Here is a 26,004-nt window from a genome sequence, read left to right as displayed (position 1 = left end):
CGGCCATCCTGGCCCCCCGCTGTACAGATTGACCACTGAAAACGCGAACTATTGCGCACCTTGTGGATCGGCGGGAGCCTCAGCACATGACTGAGACCAGCACCCACCCCACCCCGGACACCGCGCGCGAGGCCGATCCCTTCCCGGTCAAGGGAATGGACGCGGTCGTCTTCGCCGTGGGCAACGCCAAGCAGGCGGCGCACTACTACTCCACGGCCTTCGGCATGAAGCTCGTTGCCTACTCCGGACCGGAGAACGGCAGCCGCGAGACCGCCAGTTACGTCCTCACGAACGGCGCCGCCCGCTTCGTGTTCACCTCCGTCATCAAGGCCTCCTCCGAGCGGGGCCACTTCCTCGCCTCCCACGTGGCCGAGCACGGTGACGGCGTCATCGACCTCGCCATCGAGGTCCCCGACGCCCGCGCCGCGTACGCGTACGCCGTCGAGCACGGGGCGCGCGGCATCGTCGAGCCGTACGAGGAGAAGGACGAGAACGGCAAGGTCGTGCTCGCCGCCATCGCCACCTACGGCAAGACCCGCCACACGCTGGTGGAGCGCACCGACTACGACGGCCCTTATCTGCCCGGCTTCGTCTCCGCGCAGCCGATGGTCGAGCCGCCGGCCAAGCGGACCTTCCAGGCGATCGACCACTGCGTCGGCAACGTCGAGCTCGGCAAGATGAACGAGTGGGTCGCCTTCTACAACAAGGTCATGGGCTTCACGAACATGAAGGAGTTCGTGGGCGACGACATCGCGACCGAGTACAGCGCGCTGATGTCGAAGGTGGTCGCGGACGGCACCCTCAAGGTGAAGTTCCCGATCAACGAGCCCGCCATCGCCAAGAAGAAGTCGCAGATCGACGAGTACCTGGAGTTCTACGGCGGCGCGGGCGTCCAGCACATCGCGCTCGCCACGAACGACATCGTCGAGTCCGTGCGCACGATGCGCGCGGCGGGCGTCCAGTTCCTCGACACCCCCGACTCGTACTACGACACGCTCGGCGAGTGGGCCGGTGAGACCCGCGTGCCCGTGGAGACCCTGCGCGAGCTGAAGATCCTCGTCGACCGCGACGAGGACGGCTACCTGCTCCAGATCTTCACCAAGCCGGTCCAGGACCGCCCGACCGTCTTCTTCGAGATGATCGAGCGGCACGGCTCGATGGGCTTCGGCAAGGGCAACTTCAAGGCGCTGTTCGAGGCGATCGAGCGGGAACAGGAGAAGCGGGGCAATCTCTAGCCGCCGGACGAGTCCGGCATCCCCGGCCGGGCCCCGGGCCTCGTGCGCGCGTGTACGAAGTCCAGGGAGCGCGTGAAGATCTCCTCGACCCCGGCGTCGGGGAGGCCGTGCCAGCCGTGGTCCGCGCCGGGGACCGTCCACAGTTGCGCCGATGCCCCCGCCCCGCGCAGCGCGGCGGCCAGCGACGCGCTGTGCGAGTGGTCCACCATCGTGTCCGCGTCGCCGTGCACCAGCAGGAACGGCGGCGCCCCCGGGTGTACGCGGCTCAGCGGACTGCCCGCCCGCGCCGCCTCCGGTACGGCCGCCGGGGCCGCGCCCAGCAGGAGCGCCTCGGGGGTGACGGGGTCCTCGGGGCGGAACGGGCCGCGCGCGGCGGTCAGATCGCTCGGCCCGTACCAGATCACGGCACCGGCGAGGCCCGGCCCGTCCAGCGCGAGGAGCGAGGCCAGGTGCCCGCCCGCCGACTCGCCCCAGACCACGGTCCGCCCGGTGTCGATGCCCAGCTCGGGGCCGCGCAGGGTGAGCCAGTGCAGGGCGGTCCGGACGTCGTCCAGCGGGGCGGGGAAGCGGGCCTCGCCGCTCAGCCGGTAGTCGACGCAGGCCACGCCGAACCCGGCGGCCGCGATGCGCGCGAACGGCCCCGGGGACCACTGCCGCGTCCGCGGACCCATGTCGTCACGCCGCCCCTGGAGCCAGGCACCGCCGTGCACGAACAGCACCAGCGGCGCCGGTCCGGCCGTGGGGGCGGCGCCCGGCAGCCACAGGTCGAGTTCCAGGGGGCGGCTGCCCATGGCCTGCCGGTAGGGCACGCCGCGCAGCTCGCGCACGCCGGCTCGCGCGCCGCCGCCGGTGGCAGCGGGGCCCGGTCGGGGTGCGGCGCGGCGATCAGCCGGCGCAGCGCGGGGCCGGTCACCGGGTGCGCCACTGGTGGTCGGGGAGGAAGTTCACGTCGTACTCCTGGGGCACGGTCCCGAACTTGTGGGGCGCGGGTATGAGCGGCCGGTGCGGCAGGCCGTGCTGTTCCGTGGGCGCGCCGAGGTTCTCGAAGAACCGCTCGAAGGTGCCGCCGGGGCCCGCGGCGACGCCGACGACCTGGCTGTGGTGGCGCTCCATGCGGTAGGCGTGCGTGCAGTTCTTCGGTACGAAGCCGAAGTCGCCGGGGGTGAGCAGCTTCTCCTGCTGGACGCCCTCGGTGTCCTCGACGAACAGCCGGACGGCGCCCTGGGTGACGTAGAAGACCTCGTGGGTGTCGGCGTGCACGTGGGCGGGGATGAGGTCGCCCTTGGGGCCCTCCACGGTGAAGAAGTTGAAGGTGTTCTCGGTCTGCTCGCCGCCCGCGTAGACGGTGACCAGGTCGCCGAAGAGATGGGCGCGGTCGCCCTCGCCCTTCTCGATGAAGTAGGGCTTGCCGGGGTCCGCAGGGATGCGGGAGGCGGGGCGGTAGCGCGTGGCGTACTCGATGGTCATGGAATGCTCCGGGGAAGTCGGACCGCAGGGATACCTGAAGACTGTCAGGTAGCCTGACATTCGAAAGTGCCGGTGAGCAAGCCGGTGAGCACATCTGTGAGGAAAAATGCCGCCCACCCAGCGCGACCTGCCCCAACTCCTCGGCGAGGCCCGCCGCTGGTGCGAGGAGGGGCTCTTCGCCGCCATGGCGGCCGCCGGCGAGACCCCGGTCTCCCCGACACAGGTGCAGCTCTGCTCCGTACTGGACGAGGAGGGCACCACCGTCTCCGAACTGGCGCGGCGCATGGGCGTCACCCGGCAGACCGCCCACCAGGCCGTGCACGGACTCGTCGCCGCCGGGATCCTCGAACAGGTCCCTGACCCCGCCTCCGCCCGGCAGCGCCTGATCAGGCGCACCGCCGAGGGGGAACGCGCCCACCGCCTCGCCAAGGCCGCCCTCGCCCGCATCGAGGAGCAGCTCGCCGCACGCATCGGCGAGGACCTGGCCGCCGCCCTGCGGGCCGCCCTGGAGGCGCCGTGGGGGCCGCCGCCCGGCGCGGACTCAGTTCCCGGGTGACGCCGTGCGCACGCGACCGGGAGACGCCGGGGACGACCGGCGAGGGCTGCTCGGGGCCGCCCGCGCGGCGTCCGGGGCGGGGCGAGGCCCGCCGCGGCGAGGAGTGGCCCGGCGCGGCCCGGCGCGGCTCCGCCCGCCGCTCGGGACCGGCGCCGCGCTTCGTACACCTGCTCTGGCCCGCCCTCCGGCGGATCGCCCAAGGCCGCCAGGGCCCGCTTCGCCTTGGGCACGGCGAGCGGCGAGAAGTACGGGTTGATCCGCAGGGCCTCCCCGATGTGCCGCCGCGCCGCGCCGTACTTGCCGAGCTGCCGCTCGATCTCCCCGCGGTGGTAGGCGAACAGCGCGCTGCGCGGCCCCTTCTTCATCGCCTCGGTGACGAGCTTCAGGCCCTTCTCGCCCTCCCCGGAGCGGTGCAGCGCCCAGCCCAGCGCGTCCGCCGTCTGCGGATTGCCGTGCCGCTTGTACTCCGCCTTCAGCCGCTCCACCGCGGCCTCCGCGTCACCGTGGTCCGCCTCGAAGAGACCGAGCACCCGTTCGTTGTTGACGCCGCCCGCGCCCTCCTCCCGCACCCGCGCCCGCAGCACGTCGTACTGGGCGCGCGCGGCGGGCCGCAGCTTCAGCGCCTCGTACAGCTCGCCCAGCTCCAGGGCGTACTCGGGCTGCGGCTGCCTGGTGAGCGCCGAGCGGTAGGCGTGCAGCGCCTCCGAGGTGTGGCCGAGCGCCGCGAGCGCGCGGCCACGGCCCGCCAGCGAGGCATGGTGGTCGGGATCGGCGGCGAGCGCCGCGTCGTAGTGGCGCAGCGCCTCCGCCGGCTCGCCCCGCTCCCACGCCAGCTCCCCGACACGGTGCAGGCACGCCGCCCTCTCCGCGGGCCCGTCGGCGAGCGCCGCCGCGTCGGTCAGCGCGGCGTTGGCGTCCTCGCGCCAGCCTCGGTCGCGGTAGACCTGCCCGGTGCGCGCCTTCACGGCGGAGCGCGAGCCCAGCTTCTTGAGGGACTCCAGGGCCTTGCCGACCGCCTTGGCGTCACCGAGCCCGGTGTAGGCGTCGATCAGCGTGGAGTGGCCCACCCACCGCTTCGGCGCCTGCCGGACCGCCCGCTCGCCCCACATGCGGGCCGCACGGAAGTCGTGCCGGGCGTTCGCCAGGGCGGCGAGCCCCGCCAGCGCCTCCGGATTGCCCTCGGGCCGCGCCTTCAACGACGTACGCAGCGCCTGCTCGGCCTTCGGGTAGTACGCGACGTCGGCGGTGCGCGCGCCCCGCGCCACATACGCCGAGCCGAGCATCGCCCAGGAGTGTCCGTCGCCCGGGTGCGCCCGCAGATGCGTCTCGCGGTCCCCGATGAGCGCCGCCAGGTCCGCCAGCGCCGCCGGCCTGCCCGCCTCCACGGCCACCCGGGCACGCCCCACCGGTCCTAGCGCGGGCGGCGAGGCCTTCCCGCGGTCCAGCGGCACCAGCACATAGGCGGCCCCGAGCGCCACCGACCCCGCCGCGCAGGCGACCAGCGCACGCCGCACCGAACGCCGCATCGGGGGCCGGTAGGGCTTCGGGGAGGACCCGTAGGACTTCCGGGGCGACCTGTAGGGCTTCAGAGGGGACCCGTAACGCTTCATGACACTCACTGTGCGTCAATACGAAGAGCACATCCCGGCACGGGGAAGGGCGCGGCACACGGGTTCACACCGATGGCCCCGGGTGCGACGCTGTGATCATGAGCCGCACCCTCGTCGAACTCCTCCAGGAGGGACTGCCCGCCGAGGCGGTCCTCACGGACCCGGACGTCACGTCCGCGTACTCCCACGACATGGCGAGCTTCTGCGCCGCCGGTGTCCCCGCCGTCGTGGTCCTGCCCCGCACCGTCGAACAGGTCCAGCACGTCATGCGCACCGCCACCGAGCTGCGCGTCCCCGTGGTGCCGCAGGGCGCCCGCACCGGCCTGTCCGGTGCCGCCAACGCCAGCGACGGCTGCATCGTGCTGTCCCTCGTCAAGATGAACCGCATCCTGGAGATCAGCCCCGTCGACCGGATCGCCGTCGTCGAACCGGGCGTCGTCAACGCCGCGCTCTCCCGAGCGGTCGGCGAACACGGCCTGTACTACCCGCCGGATCCCTCCAGTTGGGAGATGTGCACCATCGGCGGGAACATCGGCACCGCCTCCGGCGGCCTGTGCTGCGTCAAGTACGGCGTCACCGCGGAGTACGTCCTCGGGCTCGACGTCGTCCTCGCCGACGGGCGGCTCATGAGCACCGGCCGGCGCACCGCCAAGGGCGTCGCCGGATACGACCTCACGCGGCTGTTCGTCGGCTCCGAGGGCAGCCTCGGCATCGTCGTCCGCGCCGTCCTCGCGCTGAGGCCGAAGCCGCCGCAACAGCTGGTGCTCGCCGCCGAGTTCGGGTCGACCCAGGCGGCCTGCGACGCCGTCTGCAAGATCATGGAGGGCAGTTACGTCCCGTCGCTGCTCGAACTGATGGACCGTACGACCGTGCGGGCCGTCAACGCGCTGGCGAACATGGGGCTGCCCGAGACCACCGAGGCCCTCCTGCTCGCCGCCTTCGACACCCCGCACCCCACGGCCGATCTCGCCGCCGTCGGCGCGCTCTGCGAGGCGGCGGGCGCCACCCAGGTCGTCCCGGCCGAGGACGCCGCCGAGTCGGAACTCCTGCTCCAGGCGCGGCGGTTGTCCCTCACCGCGCTCGAAGCCGTCAAGGGCACGACGATGATCGACGACGTGTGCGTGCCGCGCTCCAGGCTCGCGGAGATGCTCGACGGTGTCGAGCGCATCGGCGAGAAGTACGGCCTGACCATCGGCGTCTGCGCCCACGCGGGCGACGGCAACACGCACCCCACCGTCTGCTTCGACGCGGCGGACGCCGACGAGGCCCGGCGCGCCCGCGAGTCCTTCGACGAGATCATGGCCCTCGGTCTCGAACTCGGCGGCACCATCACCGGCGAGCACGGCGTCGGCGTCCTGAAGAAGGAGTGGCTGGCGCGCGAGCTCGGCCCAGTGGGCGTGGAGATGCAGCAGGCCGTCAAGGCGGCCTTCGACCCGCACCACCTCCTCAACCCCGGAAAGCTGTTCTGACGGCCGGAAGGGGTGATCACTCGCCGTCCTTGGACTCGTCCGAGGGCCACGGGTCGCGCAGCCACAGCTCGTCCACGCGGCCACAACCAAAGGTGGGCGCGAGCAGCTCGGCGAGGCCGTCGTCGATGCCGAGCTGCTCGGTCTCGGAGCCCGGGGGCACCACCCGCAGGGTGCGCTCCAACCAGGCGGAGACGGCCGCCGCCGGAGCCTCCAGGAGGGCGTCGCCGTCCGGTGAGCTGAGCGCCATCAGGACGACGCCGCGGCCGTCCACCTTCGTCGGCCAGACCCGCACGTCACCGTGGCCGCACGGCCGGAACACCCCCTCCACCAGCAGCTCGCGGGCGAACGTCCAGTGCACGGGGTGCTCGGAGCCGATGTGGAAGGCGATGTGGACGGCGTAGGGATCGGCGGTGCGGTAGGTGAGCCGGGCCGGGACGGCGACGAGCCGTTCCGGCGAGAGGATCAGCTTGATTTCCAGTTCGCGTTCCACCACGGAGTGCATGTCGGTGCGTTCCTTTCTCGTAGGGACCCTGGGAGCGGCCCCGTACGAGTGGAGAGCGCGTGATCGCCGAAGCATTACGCGGGTTCGGGAAATTTTCTCCGGACGACTTCGAAGAGGGGGCGTCGACGGGGGCGTGGAGCTCGCGGGGGAAGTGTGGGGACCGTGCCCGGATAGTGGTCCGTAGGGCGGGAGCCGCCCGGTGGGACACGGAGGTCTGATAGATGTGGAGCCCTCAAAAGACCCCCGAGCAGATACGGGACGACGGACATGAGCGCCCCAACTCCGGCCCCAGGCGACGACAGGCCGCGCGAAGGCTACTACCCCGACCCGTCCATTCCGGGATATGTCCGGTACTGGAACGGCGCCGCCTGGGTGCCCGGTACGAGCCGTCCCGCGCCGTCCGACGGCGAACCCCTCCCGGCACCGCCCGGCACCGGCCGGGGCACGGGCGCCCCGGTGACGCCGCCCGCCGTGGAGGAGACCGGCCCGCACTTCTTCGACGAGGAGCCCCTGGCGGCCGGCCAGGAGCAGCACGGCGTCCGCCCCGAGCCCGCCTCCGCCTGGCAGGCCGACGCGACCCGGCAGTCCGGCCTCGGTGGTGAGCAGGAGCGTCGCATCTCGTGGGGTGCCCAGGGCAGGGCCGACCCGCGTGTGCCGAGCGACGGGACCCCGGCCGCCGGGCCCGCGGCGGCGCCCGAGCCGCCCGAGGACGAGAGCAACCCCGGCACGGTCATGATCCGCGCCGTCAAGCCGGGCGCGTCGAAGCCGACCGCCGGCGAGGGAACAGTGACGTTCCGCCGCCCCACGGGCCCGGTGAAGCCCGCCGACGGGGCGGCCACGGGGGCGCCCGCCCCCACGCCGACTCCCGCACCGGTGGCCGACGGCACCATGACGATCCGCGCCGTGCGGTCCGCCTCCGGACAGCAACAGGGCGCCCAGACCGCCACCTCGCAGCCCGCCGTCCCCGCGCAGGCCTCCGTACCGCCGCAGGCACCCGCCCCCGCCCAGGCTCCCGCGCCGCAGCCCCAGCCGGTCCAGCAGCCCCAGCCGGGCGCCGCGACCCCGCAGCCCACCGTGCCGCAGCAGGGCGGTGCCCCGCGCCCGTCACCTCCGGGCCCGGCGGCGGCTCGCAGTCCTGGGCCCAGCAGGTGCACCAGCTCGCGGGCGCCGCCCCGGCCCCAGGGCAGGGCGACGGACAGCCGGTCGTGCCGTGGAAGCCGGTGGCCGACGACCCGTTCCTCGCCGCCGCGCGCCCAGGCGTCGGCCAGGCCCGCCGGACTCGGCAGGCGCCTCGCGGCGCGGCTCGTCGACACCGTCGCCCTCGCGGCGGTCACCGGGGCCGCGGCCCTGCCGCTCGGCGCCGAGGCCGCCGACCACGTCGACAGCAAGATCGACGCGGCGAAGCTGTCGGGGGAGAAGACCACGGTCTGGCTGCTCGACGGCACCACCGCGGGCTACCTCGGCATCATCCTCGCCGTCCTCCTGCTCTTCGGCGTCGTGTACGAGGCGCTGCCCACCGCCAAGTGGGGCCGCACCCTGGGCAAGAAGGTCTGCGGCATCGAGGTGTGGGACATCGAGGAGCACGAGCCGCCGACGTTCGCGGCGGCCCTGCGGCGCTGGCTGGTCTACAGCGTGCCCTGCCTGTTGGTGGTCGGTGTCGTCGGCGTGCTGTGGTGCCTCTTCGACAAGCCGTGGCGGCAGTGCTGGCACGACAAGGCGGCCAATACCTTTGTCGCAGGTTGAGCCGCCGGATGAGCAGACGTACGTACGCCGTGGTGTGAGGGGTACGTACGCCGTCGGGTAACCCGGTCAGCCGCTCGCCGGATGCGGAGCGGGGGCCGTCGCGGTCGACTCGGGCCATGAGCACCGAACCGCCGCAGTACCCGCCGCCGGACGACGACCCGTTCAAGAAGCAGCCGCCCGGCGGGCCTTCCCCCGGGTCCGGCGGTGGCTCCCCGTACGACACCCCGCCACCGGGCGGCGGCGCCCCCTACGGGAACACGCCTCCGGGTTCCGGCGGCGGCACGCCCTACGGCGTCCCGCCCCCGCCCTCCGAGGGCGACCCCTACGGCGGCAGCGGCAACCCGTACGGCGGCGGCGCCGGCGGCCCCTACGGGGGCGGTCCGGGAGGCCCGGGCGGCTACGGCGGGCAGGATCCGCTGGCCGGCATGCCCCCGCTGGCCGACAGCGGCAAGCGCGTCCTCGCCCGCATCATCGACATGATCCTCGTGGGCATCGTCGTCTGGCTGCTGTCCTGGCTGTTCGACACGTCCGAGTACGACGTCGACCCCGACAAGGTGAACACGGGCAGGTCCTTCGGCCAGTCGCTGCTGGCCGCCGTGCTCTACATGGCGTACGACACCGTCATGATCTCCAGGACCGGGCAGACGCTCGGCAAGAAGCTGCTGGGGATGCGCGTCGCGAACCTGAACGACGGCGCCACGCCCAGCATGCAGACCGCGCTCGCCCGCGCGGCCGTCCTCTGGCTGCCGTTCGCCTTCTGCTGCGCCTGCATCTGGACGGCGATCTGCGGCGGCTGGAGCTTCTTCGACAAGCCCTACAGACAGGGCCTGCACGACAAGGCCGCCAAGACGGTGGTGGTCAGCGTCTAGCGCGAAAAGCCCGGTGCGGCGGCATCGGAACCGGCGGGCCCGTGTGTCACGGGCCCGCCGGTTCGCGTACGGATTCGGCGAGCACCGCGCGCTGCGCGGGGACCCGCTCCGGGGCCGCGGGCACGGCGGGCGCCGCCGACGCGGGCGCCGGTACCGTCATCGCGACCAATAAGCCGAGGCCGAGCGCGGCCATGGCGATCACCGCGACGCCGATCCCCGACTCGGTCCGGGAGAGCAGCAGCATGGCGAGGGTGGAGAAGACGACGGTCACCGAACCGTAGGCGATCTGTGCGGTGGTCGGACGTGGCATGGGACGAGGCATGACGTGATCCGTCCTCGGCAGGAGATGGCTGTATACGAATCAAAGGGTGCCCGACACCGACGACTTGGGATCTGCCGCCTCGCGCGGTAGCGCACCGTCGATTGAGTCTATGACGCTGCATGCCCGACGGGAACGGTCGGTAAGCGTGACCTAACCCACGGTGCCGCAGCACGGGGGGCGCACGGGTTCATGGCGTCCATCAAGTGGACGGTGCGGCGCGCCCGTTGGCCGGTCCCGTGGAGGAGTGCTCCGTGTCCGGATAACGGACCCGGCGGTCGCATAGTGCACTTGGCCTGTGCAAGTCAAGGTCTGTCTTTTCTCCCGTACTTCCGGTCGAATGTCGTCACTTGTGACGCGTACATCGCGCGCGGACCTCCTCCGACCGGGATCTCGGTCCGCCATTCGCGCGGGCGCGTGGGGAGGACATTCATCAAGTGACAGCCAGAACACGCACGTTCAGAGCCACGGCCGTGGCCGTGGCGGTGGCCGCGGCCACCGCCACGTACTCGGCGACGACGGCCACGGCCGCGCCCGGGGACGGAGCCCCGGGCGCAGCGCCCGCCGTCGACCGGCAGGACCCGTCGCGCCCCAAGGCGCACGTCGACCACGACCTCGAAGGACCGTTCAGCAAGCAGCAGGCGCAGCAGCGCAAGGCGGCCCTCCAGCAGGTCGTCGCGGGCGACGCCAAGGTGCAAAAGCGCGGTGCCTCGAAGGTGGTCAAGCTCGACGACAAGAAGTACGTCGAGCTCGGCCGCGAGAAGACCGACAAGATCTTCACGATCCTGGTGGAGTTCGGGGACAAGGTCGACGACACGACCATGTACGACCCGGACGGCCCCGACGGCCCGGAGCCGCCCGTCAAGAAGTACGGCGGCAAGCCCGGCCCGCTGCACAACAAGATAGCCAAGCCCGACAGGGCGAAGGACAACAGCACCGCCTGGCAGGCGGATTACAACCGCAAGCACTTCGAGGACCTGTACTTCGGAGAGGGCAAGGACAGCAAGGGCAAGACCAAGCACTCGCTGAAGACCTACTACGAGAAGACCTCCTCCGGCCGCTACTCGGTCGACGGCGCGGTCTCCGACTGGGTCAAGGTCGACTACAACGAGGCGCGGTACGGCTCGAACTACTGCGGCGAGTCCAACTGCGCCAACGTCTGGGACGCGGTCAAGGACGGCGTGACCGCCTGGACCAAGGCCCAGAAGGCCCAGGGCCGCACCGACGCGCAGATCAAGGCGGACCTGGCCAAGTACGACCTCTGGGACCGCTACGACTTCGACAACGACGGCGACTTCAACGAGCCCGACGGCTACATCGACCACTTCCAGATCGTCCACGCGGGCGAGGACGAGTCGGCCGGCGGCGGCGCCGAGGGCGAGAACGCCCTGTGGGCGCACCGCTGGTACGCGTACGGCAACGACGCGGGCAAGACCGGCCCCGGCAACAACAAGGCCGGCGGCACCCAGATCGGCGACTCGGGCATCTGGGTCGGCGACTACACGATGCAGCCGGAGAACGGTGGCCTCGGCGTCTTCGCCCACGAGTACGGCCACGACCTCGGCCTGCCGGACCTGTACGACACCACGGGCAAGGGCGAGAACTCGGTCGGCTTCTGGTCGCTGATGTCGGCCGGTTCCTGGCTCGGCACCGGCAAGGACGCGATCGGTGACCTGCCCGGCGACATGACCGCCTGGGACAAGTTCCAGCTGGGCTGGCTCGACTACGCCAAGGCCAAGGCGGCCACGACCTCCGAGCACAAGCTGGGCGTCGCGGAGTACAACACCCGCCACCGCCAGGCGCTCCTGGTCGACCTGCCGAAGAAGGCCGTCACCACCAAGATCGTGAAGCCCGCCGAGGGCGCGAAGCAGTGGTGGAGCGACCAGGGCGACGACCTGAAGAACACCCTGACGCGCTCCGTCGACCTGACCGGCAAGACCAAGGCCGAACTGTCGCTCCAGGGCTGGTGGGACATCGAGGCCAACTACGACTACCTCTACACCGAGGTCTCCACGGACGGCGGCGCCAACTACACGCCGGTCGACGGCACCGCCGACGGCAAGCCGATCACCCGCGACGCCGGTGACAAGCCCGCGCTGACGGGTGTCTCGGGCGCGTACAAGAAGCTGGTCTTCCCGCTCGACGCCTACGCCGGCAAGAAGATCGACATCCGCTTCCGCTACGCCACGGACGGCGGCGCGGGCGGCAAGGGCTTCGCGGCCGACGCCCTCACGATCACCGCGGACGGCGCCAAGCTCTTCGAGGACGGCGCCGAGGGCGACGACAACGGCTGGACGTCGAAGGGCTTCTCGCGCATCGCCGAGTCCTTCACCAAGAAGTACGACCAGTACTACCTGGCCGAGAACCGCCAGTACGTCTCGTACGACAAGACCCTCAAGGTCGGCCCGTACAACTTCGGCTTCTCGCAGTCCCGCCCCGACTGGGTCGAGCACTACCCCTACCAGACCGGCCTGATGATCTGGCAGTGGGACACCTCCCAGAAGGACAACAACACCAGCCAGCACCCCGGCCAGGGCCTGATCCTGCCGGTCGACGCGCATGCCAAGCCGCTGAAGTGGAAGGACGGCTCGCTCCTGCGCAACAAGATCCAGCCGTTCGACGCGCCCTTCAGCAAGTACGCGACCGACAAGTTCACGCTCCACAACGCGGACGTCGCGCTGAAGATCAAGTCCCAGAAGGGGGTTTCGGTCTTCGACGACCGCAAGGGCACCTACTGGTACGCCTCGAACCCCACGGGCAGCGTCAAGGTCACTGACACCAACACCCAGATCAAGATCATCAAGCAGCCGAAGGACGGCTCGACGATCACGGTCCAGGTGGGTCGCTCGACGAAGTAATTAGCGTTTGTGCAGGTCAAGCCATGATCGGCCGTCGCCCTCTAGCGGGTGGCGGCCGATCGTGTTTAGGTGCGTGCTGTGTACTTCTTATTGACGGGGGAGTGACCGAGCATGTCCGCAGGAGGTTTCTGCAAGCTGCCGAACGGCAGCGTGGTGGTGGCACTGACCCTGCCGAGTCCGTCGGAGGCGGGCGGCGCGGTGCGGATGATCGTGCACGCCGTGAACCGCGCGAGGGCGCTGACGCGGCTGCGGAACCTCGGCCTGCGGGCGGTGTATCTGCGGGGCAACGCGCAGCCGCCGACGCCGGACGAGGTCACGGCGGTGCTGCACCATCCGGACGGGTTGATATGGCGGACGGCGCCCAATGCCCTGGAGGAGCTCTGGCACCCGATCAGGGCCCTGCGGCGCTGAGCGGCGCCCGTAATAGCCCCTCCGGCGTTCGAGGAGCGGGGTCCGGGGCGGAGCCCCGTGTCAGACGACGGGCTTCCCCGTCAGTTCGACCCCGGCCGCCCGAAGCTCCACCAAGGCCCTCTCCGTGCTGGCTCCGTCGACCCCCGCCGTGAGGTCCAGCAGCACGGTCGTCCGGAACCCCTCCCGCGCGGCGTCCACGGCAGTGGCGCGTACGCAGTGGTCCGTGGCGATCCCGACCACGTCCACCTCGGTGATCTCCCGCTCCCGCAGCCACTGGGCCAGCGACACGCCGTTCTCGTCCACGCCCTCGAAGCCGCTGTAGGCGGCGGCGTAGGCGCCCTTGTCGAAGACGGCGTCGACCGCGCCGGAGGCGACGGCCGGGGCGAAGTTCGGGTGGAAGCCGATGCCCTCGGTGCCCGCCACGCAGTGCGGCGGCCAGGAGCCGGCGTAGTCCGGGTGGTCGGAGAAGTGGCCGCCCGGGTCGATGTGGTGGTCACGGGTGGCCACCACGTGGCGGTAGCAGGCCGGGGCCTGGCCGATCAGCTCGGTGATGGCGGCGGCCACGTCCGCGCCACCGGCCACCGCGAGGCTGCCGCCCTCGCAGAAGTCGTTCTGCACGTCTACGACGATCAGTGCGCGGCGCATGGGCGGTGCCCTTCTGCTGTGGGGACTACGAGCCTAGAGACTTCAGGGGCGTTGCGGGAGGGGGCACCTGCCCGGGTCCGTCAGAGATATTCCGTCGGGATGACCGCCTCGCCCCGCGACAGCTGCGTCGCCGACAGGGGCAGGCGGGCGCGGGCGGCGGCGTGCCGGTCGCGGACCGCGTCCAGCGGCTCACGGGCGATGACCTGTCCGCCCTTGACCAGCTCGACCTGGAGCCGGTCGTCGATCAGCTCGGCGGGCACCGGCCCGGTGCCGATGACCTCGGCCTCCGCGACGCCGTACGCGTCGCTCCGGCGCGCGGCCCACTTGCGGCCGCCGACCGAGCTCTTGGCACCCAGCGACTTCTTCGCCACGGGCTCCAGGGGGGCCTTGGGGTCCGCCGAGTGGGCGCGGGCCACCAGCTTGTAGACCATGGAGGCGGTGGGGTGCCCGGAGCCGGTGACGAGCTGGGTGCCCACGCCGTACGCGTCCACGGGCGCCGCCGCGAGCGAGGCGATGGCGTACTCGTCGAGGTCGGAGGTCACGACGATCTTCGTGTTCGTCGCGCCGAGGTCGTCCAGCTGCTGGCGTACCCGGTGGGCGACGAGCAGCAGGTCGCCGGAGTCGATGCGGACCGCGCCGAGCTCGGGCCCGGCGACCTCGACGGCCATGCGGACCGCCTCGGTCACGTCGTAGGTGTCCACGAGCAGCGTGGTGCCCCGGCCGAGCGAGTCGACCTGGGCGCGGAAGGCGTCGCGCTCGCTGTCGTGCACCAGGGTGAAGGCGTGGGCGCTGGTGCCGACGGTCGGGATGCCGTAGCGGAAGCCGGCGGCCAGGTCGGAGGTGGTCGCGAAGCCGCCGACGTAGGCGGCGCGGGAGGCGGCGACGGCGGCCAGCTCGTGGGTGCGGCGGGCGCCCATCTCGATCAGCGGGCGGTCCCCGGCGGCCGAGGACATGCGGGAGGCGGCGGCCGCGATCGCCGAGTCGTGGTTGAGGATGGAGAGGATCACCGTCTCCAGGAGCACGCACTGGGCGAACGATCCCTCGACCCGCAGGATCGGCGAGCCCGGGAAGTACACCTCGCCCTCGGGGTAGCCCCAGATGTCGCCGCTGAAGCGGTAGCCGGACAGCCACTCCAGGGTGGGCTCGTCGACGATGCCGCGCTCGCGCAGGAAGCCGAGGACGCCGGCGTCGAAGCGGAAGTTCTCCACGGCGTCCAGGACCCGGCCCGTGCCCGCCACGACGCCGTAGCGCCGCCCCTCGGGCAGTCTGCGGGTGAAGACCTCGAAGACCGAACGGCGCTCGCCGGTACCGGCTTTCAGCGCCGCCTGGAGCATCGTCAGCTCGTACTGGTCCGTGAAGAGCGCCGTCGAGGGAACATCCACCGGCAGGCCAAGGTCCGCTGTGTTCATGGGAAGGATGCTACCCGCATCTCGTCACTCTGACGATTTCCGGGTCCGTTTGTGCGAGTGCCCCCCAGGGGTGGCAGCATGGGACAGGTGAGTACGGCTCCCGCAGAGATCACCCGCCCGGAATCGGACGAAGAGGCGCTCGTCGTCCCCGAGCCGGACGTCCCCTGGATCACGCTCGTGCACAACGATCCGGTCAACCTCATGAGCTACGTGACGTACGTGTTCCAGACGTACTTCGGGTACTCGAAGGAGAAGGCCACCAAGCTGATGATGGACGTGCACCAGAAGGGCCGCGCGGTCGTCTCCACCGGCAGCCGCGAGGAGATGGAGCGCGACGTGCAGGCCATGCACGGGTACGGGCTGTGGGCCACCCTTCAGCAGGACCGCAAGTAGCGGCGGACCGGAAGCAGCGACGCATCTGATGCCAGGACAATTCGAAGCGATTCCCGGGGGCGGCGCCGCCGTCGCGCTCGACGAGGTCGAGATCTCGATCATCCGTTCCCTCGCCGTGCAGCTCCTGGAGCTGATCGGTCCGGGCCCGGGCGGCGAGCCCTCCGACGACCCCCTCGCGGAGCTGTTCGCCGAGGGCCCCAGCGAGCCGCCCGCCGATCCGGTGATGCAGCGCCTGCTCCCGGACGCGTACGGCGGCCCCGGCAGTGAGACCGGAGACGTCGGGCAGGAGGACGAACTGCGGGCCTATTCGGCCGAGTTCCGCCGCTTCACGGAGAATGACCTGCGGGCCAAGAAGCGGGACGACGCGCTGGTCGTGATCCGTTCGCTCGACTCGCTGGCGTCCTCGGGCGAGGGCGGAGCTGTCCTGAAACTGTCGTCGGAGGAGTCGCGGCACTGGCTCGGCGCCCTCAACGACCTCCGGCTCGCGATCGGCACCCGCCTGGAGGTCACCGACGAGGAGGACGCCGATCTGCTCTACCGGCTCCCCGACTCCGACCCCCGCAAGCCGATGGTGATGGCCTATCTCTGGCTGGGCGGACTGCAGGAGACGCTGGTCGGGACGTTGTTGGACTGAAAACCGGTGCATATGACAGCGAAATTTGCCGCACCGGACGCCTGTCGCCTCCGCAGCGAACTGTTCGCTCAACGGACGCTCAAATCCGGATAACGATCCCATCACTTCATTGCCCATATTTGCCGCTCGAAGAGGACTTTGTCCGCTTCTCTCTGTGATGTGCGCCACAGGTGGCTGATTCCCTCACTGTTGCCGTCGTGATAAATCTTCACGACCGCTCGGTGACGCCACCCATGTCATCGAGGGCGCTCTGGCCGGCAGACCGCCGGTAGCACTCCATACATATCCGGGGGGATCAGGACCTGATCCGCAGCCATCAACGCGGTACGCGGGCGCGGATCAACATGGAGAAAGGCGTCACCATGACCTCAGTGCAGGTCGAAGAGCAGTACGACGGGCACGACGGCAATGGTGCCGTGCAGGCCGCGGGCGGCCCGTCCGGCGAGGGCGAGGGCTACCAGCGCGGTCTGGGGGCCCGGCAGATCCAGATGATCGCCATCGGCGGTGCCATCGGCACCGGCCTGTTCCTCGGCGCGGGCAAGGCCATCCACAAGGCCGGCCCCAGCCTCATCCTGGCGTACGCCATCGCGGGCCTCGTCATCTTCTTCATCATGCGGGCGCTCGGCGAGCTCCTCATGTACCGCCCCGTGTCGGGCTCCTTCTCGGAGTACGCGCGCGAGTTCATGGGCCCGTTCTTCGGATTCGTGACCGGCTGGACGTACTGGCTCTTCTGGGTCGTCACCGGCATCACCGAAGTCACCGCGGCCGCCCAGTACATGCAGTACTGGACACATGACTCGTTCCCACAATGGGCGTACGCGCTCGTCTTCACGGTCATCCTGTACGGCGCGAACCTCATCTCCGTGAAGCTCTTCGGTGAGCTGGAGTTCTGGTTCTCGATGGTCAAGGTCACCGCCATCATCGGCATGATCCTGATCTGCATCGGCATCCTCACCATCGGCTTCTCCGACGCCGGTGACACCGCCTCCGTGGCCCACCTGTGGAACCAGGGCGGCTTCTTCCCGAACGGCATCGGCTCCACGCTGATGACGCTGCAGATCGTGATGTTCGCCTTCCTCGCCGTCGAGCTGGTCGGCGTCACCGCGGGCGAGTCCAAGGACCCGAAGACCGTCCTGCCCAAGGCCATCAACACCGTGCCGTGGCGCATCGCCGTCTTCTATGTCGGCGCACTGATCATGATCCTCTCGGTCGTGCCGTGGACGCACTTCAAGCCCGACGTCTCGCCGTTCGTCGCGGCCTTCGAGAAGATGGGCCTCGGCGTCGGCGCCGCGATCGTGAACTTCGTGGTCCTCACCGCCGCGCTCTCCTCCTGCAACTCCGGCATGTACTCCACCGGCCGCATGCTGCGCGACCTCGCGCTCAACAGCCAGGGCCCGAAGGCCTTCACCAAGCTCACGAAGAACGGCCTGCCGCTGGTCGGCACCACGGCCTCCGCCGCGTGCATGCTGGTCGGCGTCTGGATCAACTACCAGTGGCCCGGCAAGGCGTTCACCTACGTCGTCTCCTTCGCGACCATCTCCGGCATGTGGGCCTGGATCATGATCCTGGCCTCCCAGATCCGCTACCGCCGCAAGGCCGACCGCGGCGAGCTGCCGCAGTCCACCTTCCGGGCGCCGGGCGCCCCGTACACCAGCTGGTTCGCGCTGCTCTTCATCGGCATGGTCATCGTCCTGATGGGCATCGACAAGGACAACCGGATCTCGCTGTACGCCGCTCCGGTCTGGATCGCGATCCTCACAGTCGCCTACCTGGTCCTGAAGAAGCGCAACCCGCAGGCCGCCGCGTTCACCAAGCGCAAGATCGGCGCCGCCGCCACCTCCGGCAGCGAGCCGGTCACCAAGGACTGACCTCCTCGCAGAGGCCGCTGTCCAGCATGTGGGCCCGCCCGTACCACACTTCGGTACGGCGCGGGCCCTCTGCTTATCCTGGCGCCATGCTGACCATCACCCAGGCCCTCCACGACCAGATCGTCGCGCACGCGCGCCAGGACCACCCCGACGAGGCGTGCGGCGTGGTCGCGGGCCCGGCGGGCACCGGCCGCCCCGAGCGCTTCATCCCGATGCTCAACGCCGCGCGCTCGCCCACGTTCTACGAGTTCGACTCGGGTGACCTGCTCAAGCTCTACCGCGAGATGGACGACCGCGACGAGGAGCCCGTGGTCATCTACCACTCGCACACCGCGACCGAGGCGTACCCCTCCCGCACCGACATCACGTACGCCAACGAACCCGGCGCCCACTACGTCCTGGTCTCCACCGCGGACACCGACGACGCGGGCCCCTTCCAGTTCCGCTCGTACCGGATCGTGGACGGCGAGGTCACCGAGGAAGAGGTAAAGGTCGTACAGGCATACTGAGCTTTACCCACGAGGGCGGCAGGACCCAGGAAGCCGGTGCGAACCCGGCACGGTCCCGCCACTGTGACCCCGCCCCTCACCCGGCGGGGGAGTCAGGTACTGACCTGCCGCCTTCCTCCACGCAACGCAGGGGACGCGGAAATCCCCTGGAGGAGGCAGTACGTCATGTCCCGCGCCCTTCGCGTGCTCACCGCCGCGGCCCTGCTCGTCCCGCTCGCCGCGTGCTCCACCTCGTCCGGCGACCGCTCGGACAAGCCCGCCGCCAAGGCCCCCGGCTTCCCGTACACCGTCACCAACTGCGGTGTGAAGACGACGTACGACGCACCGCCCGAGCGCGCCGTCACCATGAACCAGCACGCCACCGAAGTGATGCTGGAACTCGGCCTCAAGGACCGCCTGGCGGGCACCGCCTACCTCGACGACAAGGTCCTGCCGAAGTACGAGAAGGCGTACGAATCCCTCCCCGTGCTCGCCAAGGAGTACCCCTCCTTCGAGAAGCTGCTCTCCGCCGACCCCGACTTCGTCTACGGCGGTTACGCCAGCGCCTTCCTCGCCGGCGACGGCCGCAGCCGCTCCGCGCTCGCCAAGTCCGGGATCAAGAGCCGCCTCAACGTCGAGGGCTGCGCGAAGCGGGCGGTCACCATGGACGACGTGTACCGCGAGGTGCGGGAGGTCGGCGCCACCTTCGGGGTGCGCGAGCGCGCCGAGAAGTGGGTGAGCGGGGCGAAGCGCGAACTGGCCGCCACCGTGCAGAAGTCGAAGAACTCGCAGAACTCGAAGAGCGGGAAGCCGGTCTCCGTCTTCGTCTACGACAGCGGCGACAAGACCGCGTTCACAGCGGGCGGCCGCGGCATCGGCAACGACATCATCGAGCGGGCGGGCGGCCGCAACGTCTTCGCCGACGTCGACAAGGCCTTCAGCGACGCGTCCTGGGAGAAGGTCGTCGAGCGCCGCCCCGAGGCCATCCTCATCCTCGACTACGGCGCCACGACCGTCGCCCAGAAGAAGAAGCGCCTCCTCGACGACCCGGCCCTCGCGGACGTCCCCGCCGTCAAGCACGAGCGCTTCGCGGTGCTGCGGCTGTCGGACGTGGTCACGGGGGTACGAGCGCCGGAGGCGGTGAGGAAGCTGGCGGCGCAGCTGTGACCTCCCACTCTCAGCCCGTCCGGCGTTTGAGGACGAGCCCGAAGGGCGATCGACGGGGGTCGAAGGGGCGGCGCCTCACGATCCTGACGGCACTCACCGCAGCCCTCGCGGCCGCGGTCCTCGCCGGCCTCGCCCTGGGCTCCGTACGCATCCCGCCGAGCCAGGTCCTGGACATCCTCACCGGCGGTGCGGAACCCTCTCCGTTCCGCACGATCGTGCTGGACGTCCGCCTGCCCCGGGTCCTGCTCGGCGCGGCCGTCGGCGCCGGCCTCGCGGTCATCGGCGCCGTCCTCCAGGCACTGGTACGCAACCCCCTCGCCGACCCCTTCCTCCTCGGCGTCTCCTCGGGCGCCTCCGTCGGCGCCGTCAGCGCGATCGTCCTCGGCGGTGTCTTCGGCCTGGGCGCCGCCCTCAGCACCGCCGTCACCATCCCCGCGGCCTCCTTCGCGGGTGCGCTGCTCGCGCTCGTCCTCGTCTACGCCCTGGCCCGAAGCGGTGGCGGAGGCTTCGCCACCGGGCGGCTGATCCTCGCGGGCGTCGCCGTCTCGTACGTGCTCACCGCCCTGACCAGCCTCATCCTCGTCACCGCCGACAGTGCCGACCACCTCAAGGAAGTCCTGTACTGGACGCTCGGCGGCCTCGGCGGCGCCCGCTGGGACATGCTCGCCCTGCCCTGCGCCGTCCTGGCCGTGGGCACCGCCCTCCTGGTGGCGCTGGCCCGCCCGCTGGACCTGCTGCTCGTCGGCGAGGAGGGCGCCACCGTCCTCGGCCTGGACACCGCCCGCTTCCGCGCCGCCGTCTTCGTCCTCGCCTCGCTCCTGACCGGCGTCCTCGTCGCGTACAGCGGGGCCATCGGCTTCGTCGGCCTGATGGTGCCGCACGCCGCCCGCATGCTGGTCGGCGCCGCCCACCGCACCCTGCTCCCGGTGGTGGCGCTGATGGGCGCGGTCTTCCTGGTCGCCGCCGACCTCGCCGCACGCACGCTCGCGGCGCCCCAGGACATCCCGGTCGGCGTCCTCACCGCCCTCACCGGCGGCCCGTTCTTCCTGTGGCTGCTGCACAGGAGCCGTACGCACGAAGGGGCGCCCGCGTGAAGCTGCGCACCGAGAACCTCGGCTACACCACCCCCGGTGGCGCCCGCCTGCTCGACGGCGTCTCACTGACCGTCGCCGACGGCGAGACGGTCGGCATCGTGGGGCCCAACGGCAGCGGCAAGACGACCCTGCTGCGCTGCGTGTACGGCGCGCTCACCCCGACCGCGGGCCGCGTCCTGCTCGACGGGGACGACCTGACCGCGCTCGGCGCCAAGGCCCGCTCGCGGCGCGTCGCCACCGTGCCGCAGGACGGCCAGGCGGGCTTCGACCTCACCGTGCGGCAGGTCGTCGCGATGGGCCGCTCCCCGCACAAACGCTTCTGGGAGGGGGACACCGCGCGGGACGAGGAACTGGTGGGGGCCGCCCTGGCGCGCGTCGGCGCCGAGGCCGTCGCCGACCGCTCCTTCGCCGCGCTCTCCGGCGGCGAACGCCAACGCGCCCTGGTGGCACGGGCGTTGGTGCAGCATCCCGCGGTCCTCGTCCTCGACGAGCCGACCAACCACCTCGACATCCGCTACCAGCTGGAGATCCTCGGCCTGGTCGGCGGCCTCGGCACGACCAATCTCCTCGCCCTGCACGACCTGAACCTCGCGGCGTACTACTGCGACCGCCTGCATGTCCTGCGCGCCGGCACGCTGATCGCCTCCGGCACCCCCAAGGAGGTCCTGACCAGCGATCTCCTCGCCGAGGTGTACGGCGTGACGGCGGAGGTCGCGGTGCACCCCGCGACCGGGTCGCCGACGGTCACCTACCTCCCCGCGCCCAGGTGACAGCCGTCCGACATCAGCCGACATCCAGCCGGTGGACGGAAACCATCCACCATGTGAGATCACATTCCAGAACCCGGACCGGGAATCGATACGATGAGCGCATGGTTTCCCACGACGTGAGCGACAAGATGCCGGGCATGCTGCTCGTGGCGCGTCTGCACGTCGACCTGTGCAGGCTCAGCAGCGCCATCTGTTCGCGCTGACCCCTGCCGCCGTACGGCCGGAAACGGGCCGCGGCGCCTCAACCGCGTACGACCGCGCACACCGGTGCACGACCACGACCGGACCGCCGCGCGCCCCTTCACCTGAACTCTCCCGACAGGAGCCCTCAGCCATGGCCATCGAGGTCCGCATCCCCACCATCCTCCGCAGCTACACCGACGGCGAGAAGGCCGTCCAGGGCAACGGCGACACCCTCGCCGAGCTCTTCGGCGACCTCGACTCGCGGCACGCGGGCATCGCCGAGCGACTCATCGACCCAGCGACCGGCGACAAGCTGCGCCGCTTCGTGAACGTGTACCTCAACGACGAGGACGTCCGCTTCCTCGACGGCATCTCCACGAAGCTCAACGACGGCGACAGCGTCACGATCCTGCCGGCCGTCGCCGGCGGCATGGTTTAGGCCCGTCCCGGATGCCTCGCTACGACTCCCCGCTCGCCGCGGTCGGCAACACGCCGCTCGTCCGCCTGCCGCGCCTGTCCCCCTCCGACCAGGTCCGCATCTGGGCCAAGCTGGAGGACCGCAACCCGACCGGCTCCATCAAGGACCGGCCGGCGCTGCACATGGTCGAACAGGCCGAGAAGGACGGCCGGCTGACGCCCGGCTGCACGATCCTGGAGCCGACCTCCGGCAACACCGGCATCTCGCTCGCCATGGCGGCCAAGCTCAAGGGCTACCGCATCGTGTGCGTCATGCCGGAGAACACCTCCCAGGAGCGGCGCGACCTGCTCGCCATGTGGGGCGCCGAGATCATCTCCTCCCCGGCGGCAGGCGGCTCCAACACCGCCGTCCGCGTCGCCAAGGAGCTGGCAGCCGAGCACCCGGACTGGGTGATGCTCTACCAGTACGGCAACCCCGACAACGCGGGCGCCCACTACGCCACGACGGGCCCGGAGATCCTCACGGACCTGCCCTCCGTCACCCACTTCGTGGCGGGGCTCGGCACCACCGGCACCCTCATGGGCGTCGGCCGCTACCTGCGCGAACAGAAGCCCGACATCAAGATCATCGCCGCCGAGCCGCGCTACGACGACCTCGTCTACGGCCTGCGCAACCTCGACGAGGGCTTCGTCCCCGAGCTGTACGACGCCTCCGTCCTGACCAGCCGCTTCTCCGTCGGCTCGGCCGACGCGGTGACCCGCACCCGGGAACTGCTCAAGGAGGAGGGCATCTTCGCGGGCGTCTCCACCGGCGCCGCGCTGCACGCCGCGATCGGCGTCGGCAGGAAGGCGGTGGCGGCGGGCGAGCGGGCCGACATCGTCTTCGTCGTCGCCGACGGCGGCTGGAAGTACCTGTCGACCGGCGTCTACACCGCCCCGACCACCGAGGCGGCCATCGAGACGCTCCAGGGCCAGCTCTGGGCCTAGCCGCCGCGCGAAGTCCGCTGCCCGGGCCGGTTCCCCGACCCGGGCAGCGGCGTTTCCCCGGCCCGGGCAGCGGCGGCCGAGGCCGCCCGGCGACGCTCACCCCGCCAGATACTTCACCTGGTCCCACAGCACCGGATCCACCACCCCGGCCCTGCGCCGGAACTCCCACAGCGGTACGTCCCGCAGCTCATCGGTCTCCAGGAAGCTGGGACGGCCATGCGCGTCGCCGACCGCACCCGGCGGCAGCGGAATCACGCCCGCCCGCTCCTCGTGGTACTTGCTGGTGATCTTCGCGACGCGCGCCCGCTCCCCGCGCACCGACAGGACCAGGCACGGCCGGTCCTTGCCGCCGGGCCCGTCCTCATAAGGCACCCGCGCCCACCAGATCTCCGCGGGCCGCGGCGCGGAAGCCGCCGCCAGGGCCCCGCGGCGGCCGCTTCCGGGCAGGGCGCCCGGCGGACGGGTGCCGGGCCGCCGGGGCCCGCGCCCCCAGCCGTCCACCAGCGCGACGACCAGCGCGAGCACCACCACGGCGGCCAGCGCGAGCCACCAGGACGTGTCCATACGCACGACGGTACCGGTGCGCCACCCGTACCGCCCGCCCCGCCCGCCACTGAACCCCCGGCCCGCACGCCCGCCCCGCACGCCCCCCGAACCGGTGACAGCGCAGGTGAGTTCCCCCACAACGGCCCGTGACGGAGGAGCGACCAGGCCTTTTGCGCCTTACGCTCGACGGACCGCACACCCACCCCCCAGCTCTTTCGCCAGCGCGGAGGTTCCAGCTTCATGAAGCTCACCGTCGTCGGCTGCTCGGGGTCGTTTCCGTCCGCGGAGTCGGCCTGTTCGAGCTACCTCGTCGAGGCCGACGGCTTCCGGTTGCTGCTCGACATGGGCAATGGAGCCCTCGGCGAGCTGCAGCGCCACATCGGTCTGTACGACCTCGACGCGATCTTCCTCAGCCATCTGCACGCCGATCACTGCATCGACATGTGCGCGTACTTCGTGGCGCGCTACTACCGGCACGAGGGCGGCCGCTGCGCACCCATCCCGGTCTTCGGCCCCGAGGGCACCGAGCAGCGCCTCACCACCGCGTACGCCGACACGCCCTCGGCCTCCTCGATGAGCGAGGTCTTCGACTTCCACACGGTGAAGCCGGCGTCGTTCGAGATCGGCCCGTTCTCGGTGCGCACGGAGAAGGTGCGCCACCCCGTCGAGGCGTACGCCATCCGCGTCGAACACGGCGGCAGGTCCCTCACGTACTCCGGCGACACCGGCAGCTGCGACAGCCTGGACGAACTCGCCGCGGGCACGGACCTGTTCCTGTGCGAGGCGGCGTTCACGCACGGCAAGGAGAACATCCCCGACCTGCACCTGAACGGCCGCGAGGCGGGCGAGTGCGCGCAGCGCGCCGGTGCGGGAAGGTTGCTGCTCACGCACATCCCGCCGTGGACGGACCCGCGGGTGAACCTCGCGGACGCGCGGGCGGTGTACGGGGGGCCGGCGGACCTGGCGGCGGCTGGAGCGACGTACGAGGTCTGATCCCGCCGACGCACGCCGAAGGCCCCGGAACCGAACCGGTTCCGGGGCCTTCGGCGTGAGCGGGGTGAGGGCTACGCCTTGGTGAGGTCCTCGATCTCCTCCTCCGGCTCACGGCCCGGGGTGGTGAGGTTGAACTTGAGGATCGCGAACCGGAAGACGAAGTAGTACAGCGCCGCGAAGACCAGACCGATCGGGATGATCAGCCACGGCTTGGTCGCGAGGCTCCAGTTAAGGGCGTAGTCGATGAAGCCGGCGGAGAAGTTGAAGCCGGCGTGCACACCGAGCGCCCAGGTCACCGCCATCGAGACGGCCGTCAGCACAATGTGGAGCGCGTAGAGGACCGGGGCGATGAACATGAAGGTGAACTCGATCGGCTCGGTCACACCGGTCACGAACGAGGTCAGCGCCAGCGAGATCATCATGCCCATCACGACCTTGCGGCGCTCGGGGCGCGCGCAGTGGGCGATGGCGATCGCGGCGGCCGGGAGGCCGAACATCATGATCGGGAAGAAGCCCGACATGTACATACCGGCGGACGGGTCACCGGCCAGGAAGCGGGCGATGTCGCCGTGGACGATCTCGCCGCCGTCGTTGAAGGAGCCGAGCTGGAACCAGGCGATGGTGTTGACGAACTGGTGCATGCCGATCGGGATCAGCGCGCGGTTGATGCCGCCGAAGAGCGCGGAGCCACCGGCGCCGAGACCGGTCATCCACTCGGCGAAGTTCTCGATGCCGTGACCGATGGGCTCCCAGACCAGACCGAAGAAGACGCCGACGAGGATGCCGACGAAGGCCATGATGATCGGGACGAGACGGCGGCCGTTGAAGAAGCCGAGCCAGTCGACCAGCTTGGTGCGGTGGTACTTCTGCCACAGCATCGCGGCCAGCAGGCCCATGATGATGCCGCCGAGGACCCCTGGATTGTTGTAGACGGCCGGAGCGTCCTCGCCCTTCTTGACCACCGCTTCGGTGACCGGGAAGGCCTCGAGTACCTTGCTGTAGACGAGGAAGCCGACGACGGCGGCGAGCGCGGTGGAGCCGTCCGCCTTCTTGGCGAAGCCGATGGCCACACCGATGCAGAAGAGGAGCGGCAGCGAGCCGGTGATCGCACCGCCGGCGTTGTTGAAGACCGCGGCGACCTTGTCCCAGCCGAGGCCGTCCTTGCCGAAGACGTCATCCTGACCGAGCCGCACCATGATGCCGGCGGCGGGCAGGACGGCGATGGGCAGCTGGAGACTGCGGCCCACCTTCTGCAAGCCCTGGAACAGGCCGGAGCCCCGCTTCTTCGCGGGCGCCGCCTTGGCGGTGGCCGTACTCATGTCTTCCTCCATGTGCGGGTGCTGTCGGGGACAGTTGGGGGTGGACAGCATC

General features: G+C 70.9%; 25 protein-coding genes, 2 pseudogenes and 1 riboswitch. Of the genes and pseudogenes, 18 read left to right on the top strand and 9 right to left on the bottom strand.

Annotated features, from left to right (window positions below; all coding sequences use genetic code 11):
* The first annotated feature begins 86 nt into the window (after positions 1 to 86).
* Positions 87 to 1,235 (top strand): 4-hydroxyphenylpyruvate dioxygenase, encoded by a 1,149-nt coding sequence (gene hppD / locus KKZ08_RS14680; protein WP_223774874.1) that lies wholly within the window; start codon positions 87 to 89, stop codon positions 1,233 to 1,235.
* On the opposite strand, the gene KKZ08_RS14675 is transcribed toward hppD, so the two are convergent.
* The gene (locus tag KKZ08_RS14675; RefSeq protein ID WP_223774873.1) at positions 1,232 to 2,062 is read right to left on the bottom strand and encodes an alpha/beta hydrolase; all 831 of its coding nucleotides are present in this window, start codon (positions 2,060 to 2,062) and stop codon (positions 1,232 to 1,234) included. The genes hppD and KKZ08_RS14675 overlap by 4 nt on opposite strands.
* An 82-nt stretch (positions 2,063 to 2,144) precedes the next feature.
* Positions 2,145 to 2,510: pseudogene (locus KKZ08_RS14670) on the bottom strand (cupin domain-containing protein); the annotation flags it as partial.
* Between the two features lie 298 nt (positions 2,511 to 2,808).
* Between KKZ08_RS14670 and KKZ08_RS14665 the strand changes: the two are divergent.
* Positions 2,809 to 3,258 carry a MarR family winged helix-turn-helix transcriptional regulator gene (locus KKZ08_RS14665; RefSeq protein ID WP_223774871.1) on the top strand — a complete coding sequence of 150 codons (450 nt, stop codon included), beginning with the start codon at positions 2,809 to 2,811 and terminating at the stop codon, positions 3,256 to 3,258.
* 308 nt (positions 3,259 to 3,566) lie between these two features.
* Here the strand turns inward: KKZ08_RS14665 and KKZ08_RS38975 are convergent.
* A pseudogene (locus tag KKZ08_RS38975) lies at positions 3,567 to 4,367 on the bottom strand (tetratricopeptide repeat protein); the annotation flags it as partial.
* A gap of 599 nt (positions 4,368 to 4,966) precedes the next feature.
* Between KKZ08_RS38975 and KKZ08_RS14655 the strand changes: the two are divergent.
* A complete protein-coding gene (locus tag KKZ08_RS14655; RefSeq protein ID WP_223774869.1) occupies positions 4,967 to 6,337 on the top strand; it encodes an FAD-linked oxidase C-terminal domain-containing protein in 1,371 nt (456 codons plus the stop codon).
* Between the two features lie 16 nt (positions 6,338 to 6,353).
* Here KKZ08_RS14655 and KKZ08_RS14650 read toward each other — a convergent pair whose 3' ends face one another.
* Positions 6,354 to 6,839 (bottom strand): SsgA family sporulation/cell division regulator, encoded by a 486-nt coding sequence (locus KKZ08_RS14650; RefSeq protein WP_223774868.1) that lies wholly within the window; start codon positions 6,837 to 6,839, stop codon positions 6,354 to 6,356.
* A gap of 267 nt (positions 6,840 to 7,106) precedes the next feature.
* On the opposite strand from KKZ08_RS14650, the gene KKZ08_RS14645 reads away from it, so the two are divergent.
* Both KKZ08_RS14645 and KKZ08_RS14640 read left to right on the top strand, forming a co-directional pair.
* On the top strand, positions 7,107 to 8,582 hold the full coding sequence (locus KKZ08_RS14645; protein ID WP_223774867.1) for an RDD family protein: 1,476 nt from the start codon (positions 7,107 to 7,109) through the stop codon (positions 8,580 to 8,582).
* Positions 8,583 to 8,698: 116 nt separating this feature from the next.
* Positions 8,699 to 9,451 (top strand): RDD family protein, encoded by a 753-nt coding sequence (locus tag KKZ08_RS14640; protein ID WP_223774866.1) that lies wholly within the window; start codon positions 8,699 to 8,701, stop codon positions 9,449 to 9,451.
* 46 nt (positions 9,452 to 9,497) lie between these two features.
* On the opposite strand, the gene KKZ08_RS14635 is transcribed toward KKZ08_RS14640, so the two are convergent.
* Entirely contained in the window at positions 9,498 to 9,761 is a 264-nt protein-coding gene (locus KKZ08_RS14635) for a hypothetical protein (RefSeq protein WP_223774865.1), read from the bottom strand.
* 446 nt (positions 9,762 to 10,207) lie between these two features.
* On the opposite strand from KKZ08_RS14635, the gene KKZ08_RS14630 reads away from it, so the two are divergent.
* Together KKZ08_RS14630 and KKZ08_RS14625 are read left to right on the top strand one after the other, a co-directional pair.
* Positions 10,208 to 12,628 carry an immune inhibitor A domain-containing protein gene (locus KKZ08_RS14630; protein ID WP_223774864.1) on the top strand — a complete coding sequence of 807 codons (2,421 nt, stop codon included), beginning with the start codon at positions 10,208 to 10,210 and terminating at the stop codon, positions 12,626 to 12,628.
* A gap of 111 nt (positions 12,629 to 12,739) precedes the next feature.
* Positions 12,740 to 13,039, top strand: a complete 300-nt coding sequence (locus KKZ08_RS14625; RefSeq protein ID WP_223774863.1) for a hypothetical protein — start codon at positions 12,740 to 12,742, stop codon at positions 13,037 to 13,039.
* Between the two features lie 60 nt (positions 13,040 to 13,099).
* Here KKZ08_RS14625 and KKZ08_RS14620 read toward each other — a convergent pair whose 3' ends face one another.
* Complete coding sequence (locus KKZ08_RS14620) at positions 13,100 to 13,684, bottom strand: isochorismatase family protein (RefSeq protein ID WP_223774862.1); 585 nt, start codon at positions 13,682 to 13,684, stop codon at positions 13,100 to 13,102.
* 80 nt (positions 13,685 to 13,764) lie between these two features.
* On the bottom strand, positions 13,765 to 15,093 hold the full coding sequence (locus tag KKZ08_RS14615) for a nicotinate phosphoribosyltransferase (protein ID WP_223774861.1): 1,329 nt from the start codon (positions 15,091 to 15,093) through the stop codon (positions 13,765 to 13,767).
* 78 nt (positions 15,094 to 15,171) lie between these two features.
* Between KKZ08_RS14615 and clpS the strand changes: the two genes are divergently transcribed.
* From clpS to KKZ08_RS14570, 10 genes are all read left to right on the top strand, one after another.
* Complete coding sequence (clpS, locus tag KKZ08_RS14610; protein ID WP_223774860.1) at positions 15,172 to 15,486, top strand: ATP-dependent Clp protease adapter ClpS; 315 nt, start codon at positions 15,172 to 15,174, stop codon at positions 15,484 to 15,486.
* Between the two features lie 28 nt (positions 15,487 to 15,514).
* Positions 15,515 to 16,120 (top strand): DUF2017 domain-containing protein, encoded by a 606-nt coding sequence (locus KKZ08_RS14605; RefSeq protein WP_223774859.1) that lies wholly within the window; start codon positions 15,515 to 15,517, stop codon positions 16,118 to 16,120.
* Between the two features lie 362 nt (positions 16,121 to 16,482).
* Complete coding sequence (locus KKZ08_RS14600) at positions 16,483 to 17,988, top strand: amino acid permease (protein ID WP_223774858.1); 1,506 nt, start codon at positions 16,483 to 16,485, stop codon at positions 17,986 to 17,988.
* An 86-nt stretch (positions 17,989 to 18,074) separates the two neighbouring features.
* Positions 18,075 to 18,497, top strand: coding sequence for a M67 family metallopeptidase (locus KKZ08_RS14595; protein ID WP_223774857.1), 423 nt, complete (start codon positions 18,075 to 18,077; stop codon positions 18,495 to 18,497).
* A riboswitch (cobalamin riboswitch) is annotated at positions 18,470 to 18,620 on the top strand. (Overlaps the previous gene by 28 nt.)
* Before the next feature lie 42 nt (positions 18,621 to 18,662).
* Complete coding sequence (locus KKZ08_RS14590; protein WP_223774856.1) at positions 18,663 to 19,643, top strand: ABC transporter substrate-binding protein; 981 nt, start codon at positions 18,663 to 18,665, stop codon at positions 19,641 to 19,643.
* A gap of 80 nt (positions 19,644 to 19,723) precedes the next feature.
* Positions 19,724 to 20,737 (top strand): iron ABC transporter permease, encoded by a 1,014-nt coding sequence (locus KKZ08_RS14585; protein ID WP_223779057.1) that lies wholly within the window; start codon positions 19,724 to 19,726, stop codon positions 20,735 to 20,737.
* Positions 20,734 to 21,507 carry an ABC transporter ATP-binding protein gene (locus KKZ08_RS14580; RefSeq protein WP_223774855.1) on the top strand — a complete coding sequence of 258 codons (774 nt, stop codon included), beginning with the start codon at positions 20,734 to 20,736 and terminating at the stop codon, positions 21,505 to 21,507. Before KKZ08_RS14585 ends, KKZ08_RS14580 begins: the two co-directional genes overlap by 4 nt.
* A 101-nt stretch (positions 21,508 to 21,608) precedes the next feature.
* The gene (locus tag KKZ08_RS38970; protein WP_320590866.1) at positions 21,609 to 21,710 is read left to right on the top strand and encodes a putative leader peptide; all 102 of its coding nucleotides are present in this window, start codon (positions 21,609 to 21,611) and stop codon (positions 21,708 to 21,710) included.
* A gap of 131 nt (positions 21,711 to 21,841) precedes the next feature.
* Entirely contained in the window at positions 21,842 to 22,129 is a 288-nt protein-coding gene (locus KKZ08_RS14575; RefSeq protein WP_223774854.1) for a MoaD/ThiS family protein, read from the top strand.
* Between the two features lie 11 nt (positions 22,130 to 22,140).
* Positions 22,141 to 23,094, top strand: a complete 954-nt coding sequence (locus KKZ08_RS14570; RefSeq protein ID WP_223774853.1) for a cysteine synthase — start codon at positions 22,141 to 22,143, stop codon at positions 23,092 to 23,094.
* Positions 23,095 to 23,190: 96 nt separating this feature from the next.
* Here the strand turns inward: KKZ08_RS14570 and KKZ08_RS14565 are convergent, their stop codons facing one another.
* Complete coding sequence (locus tag KKZ08_RS14565) at positions 23,191 to 23,658, bottom strand: type II toxin-antitoxin system PemK/MazF family toxin (protein WP_223774852.1); 468 nt, start codon at positions 23,656 to 23,658, stop codon at positions 23,191 to 23,193.
* 222 nt (positions 23,659 to 23,880) lie between these two features.
* On the opposite strand from KKZ08_RS14565, the gene KKZ08_RS14560 reads away from it, so the two are divergent.
* A complete protein-coding gene (locus tag KKZ08_RS14560) occupies positions 23,881 to 24,633 on the top strand; it encodes an MBL fold metallo-hydrolase (protein WP_223774851.1) in 753 nt (250 codons plus the stop codon).
* 71 nt (positions 24,634 to 24,704) lie between these two features.
* Here the strand turns inward: KKZ08_RS14560 and KKZ08_RS14555 are convergent, their stop codons facing one another.
* Positions 24,705 to 25,952, bottom strand: coding sequence for a PTS transporter subunit EIIC (locus KKZ08_RS14555; RefSeq protein WP_223774850.1), 1,248 nt, complete (start codon positions 25,950 to 25,952; stop codon positions 24,705 to 24,707).
* Between the last annotated feature and the right edge of the window lie 52 nt (positions 25,953 to 26,004).

This window comes from Streptomyces sp. 135, assembly GCF_020026305.1.
In the GTDB taxonomy this organism is placed as follows: Bacteria; Actinomycetota; Actinomycetes; order Streptomycetales; family Streptomycetaceae; genus Streptomyces.
Note: the sequence above shows the minus strand (reverse complement) of the source record. Positions and strands in the feature narration are given on the sequence as shown.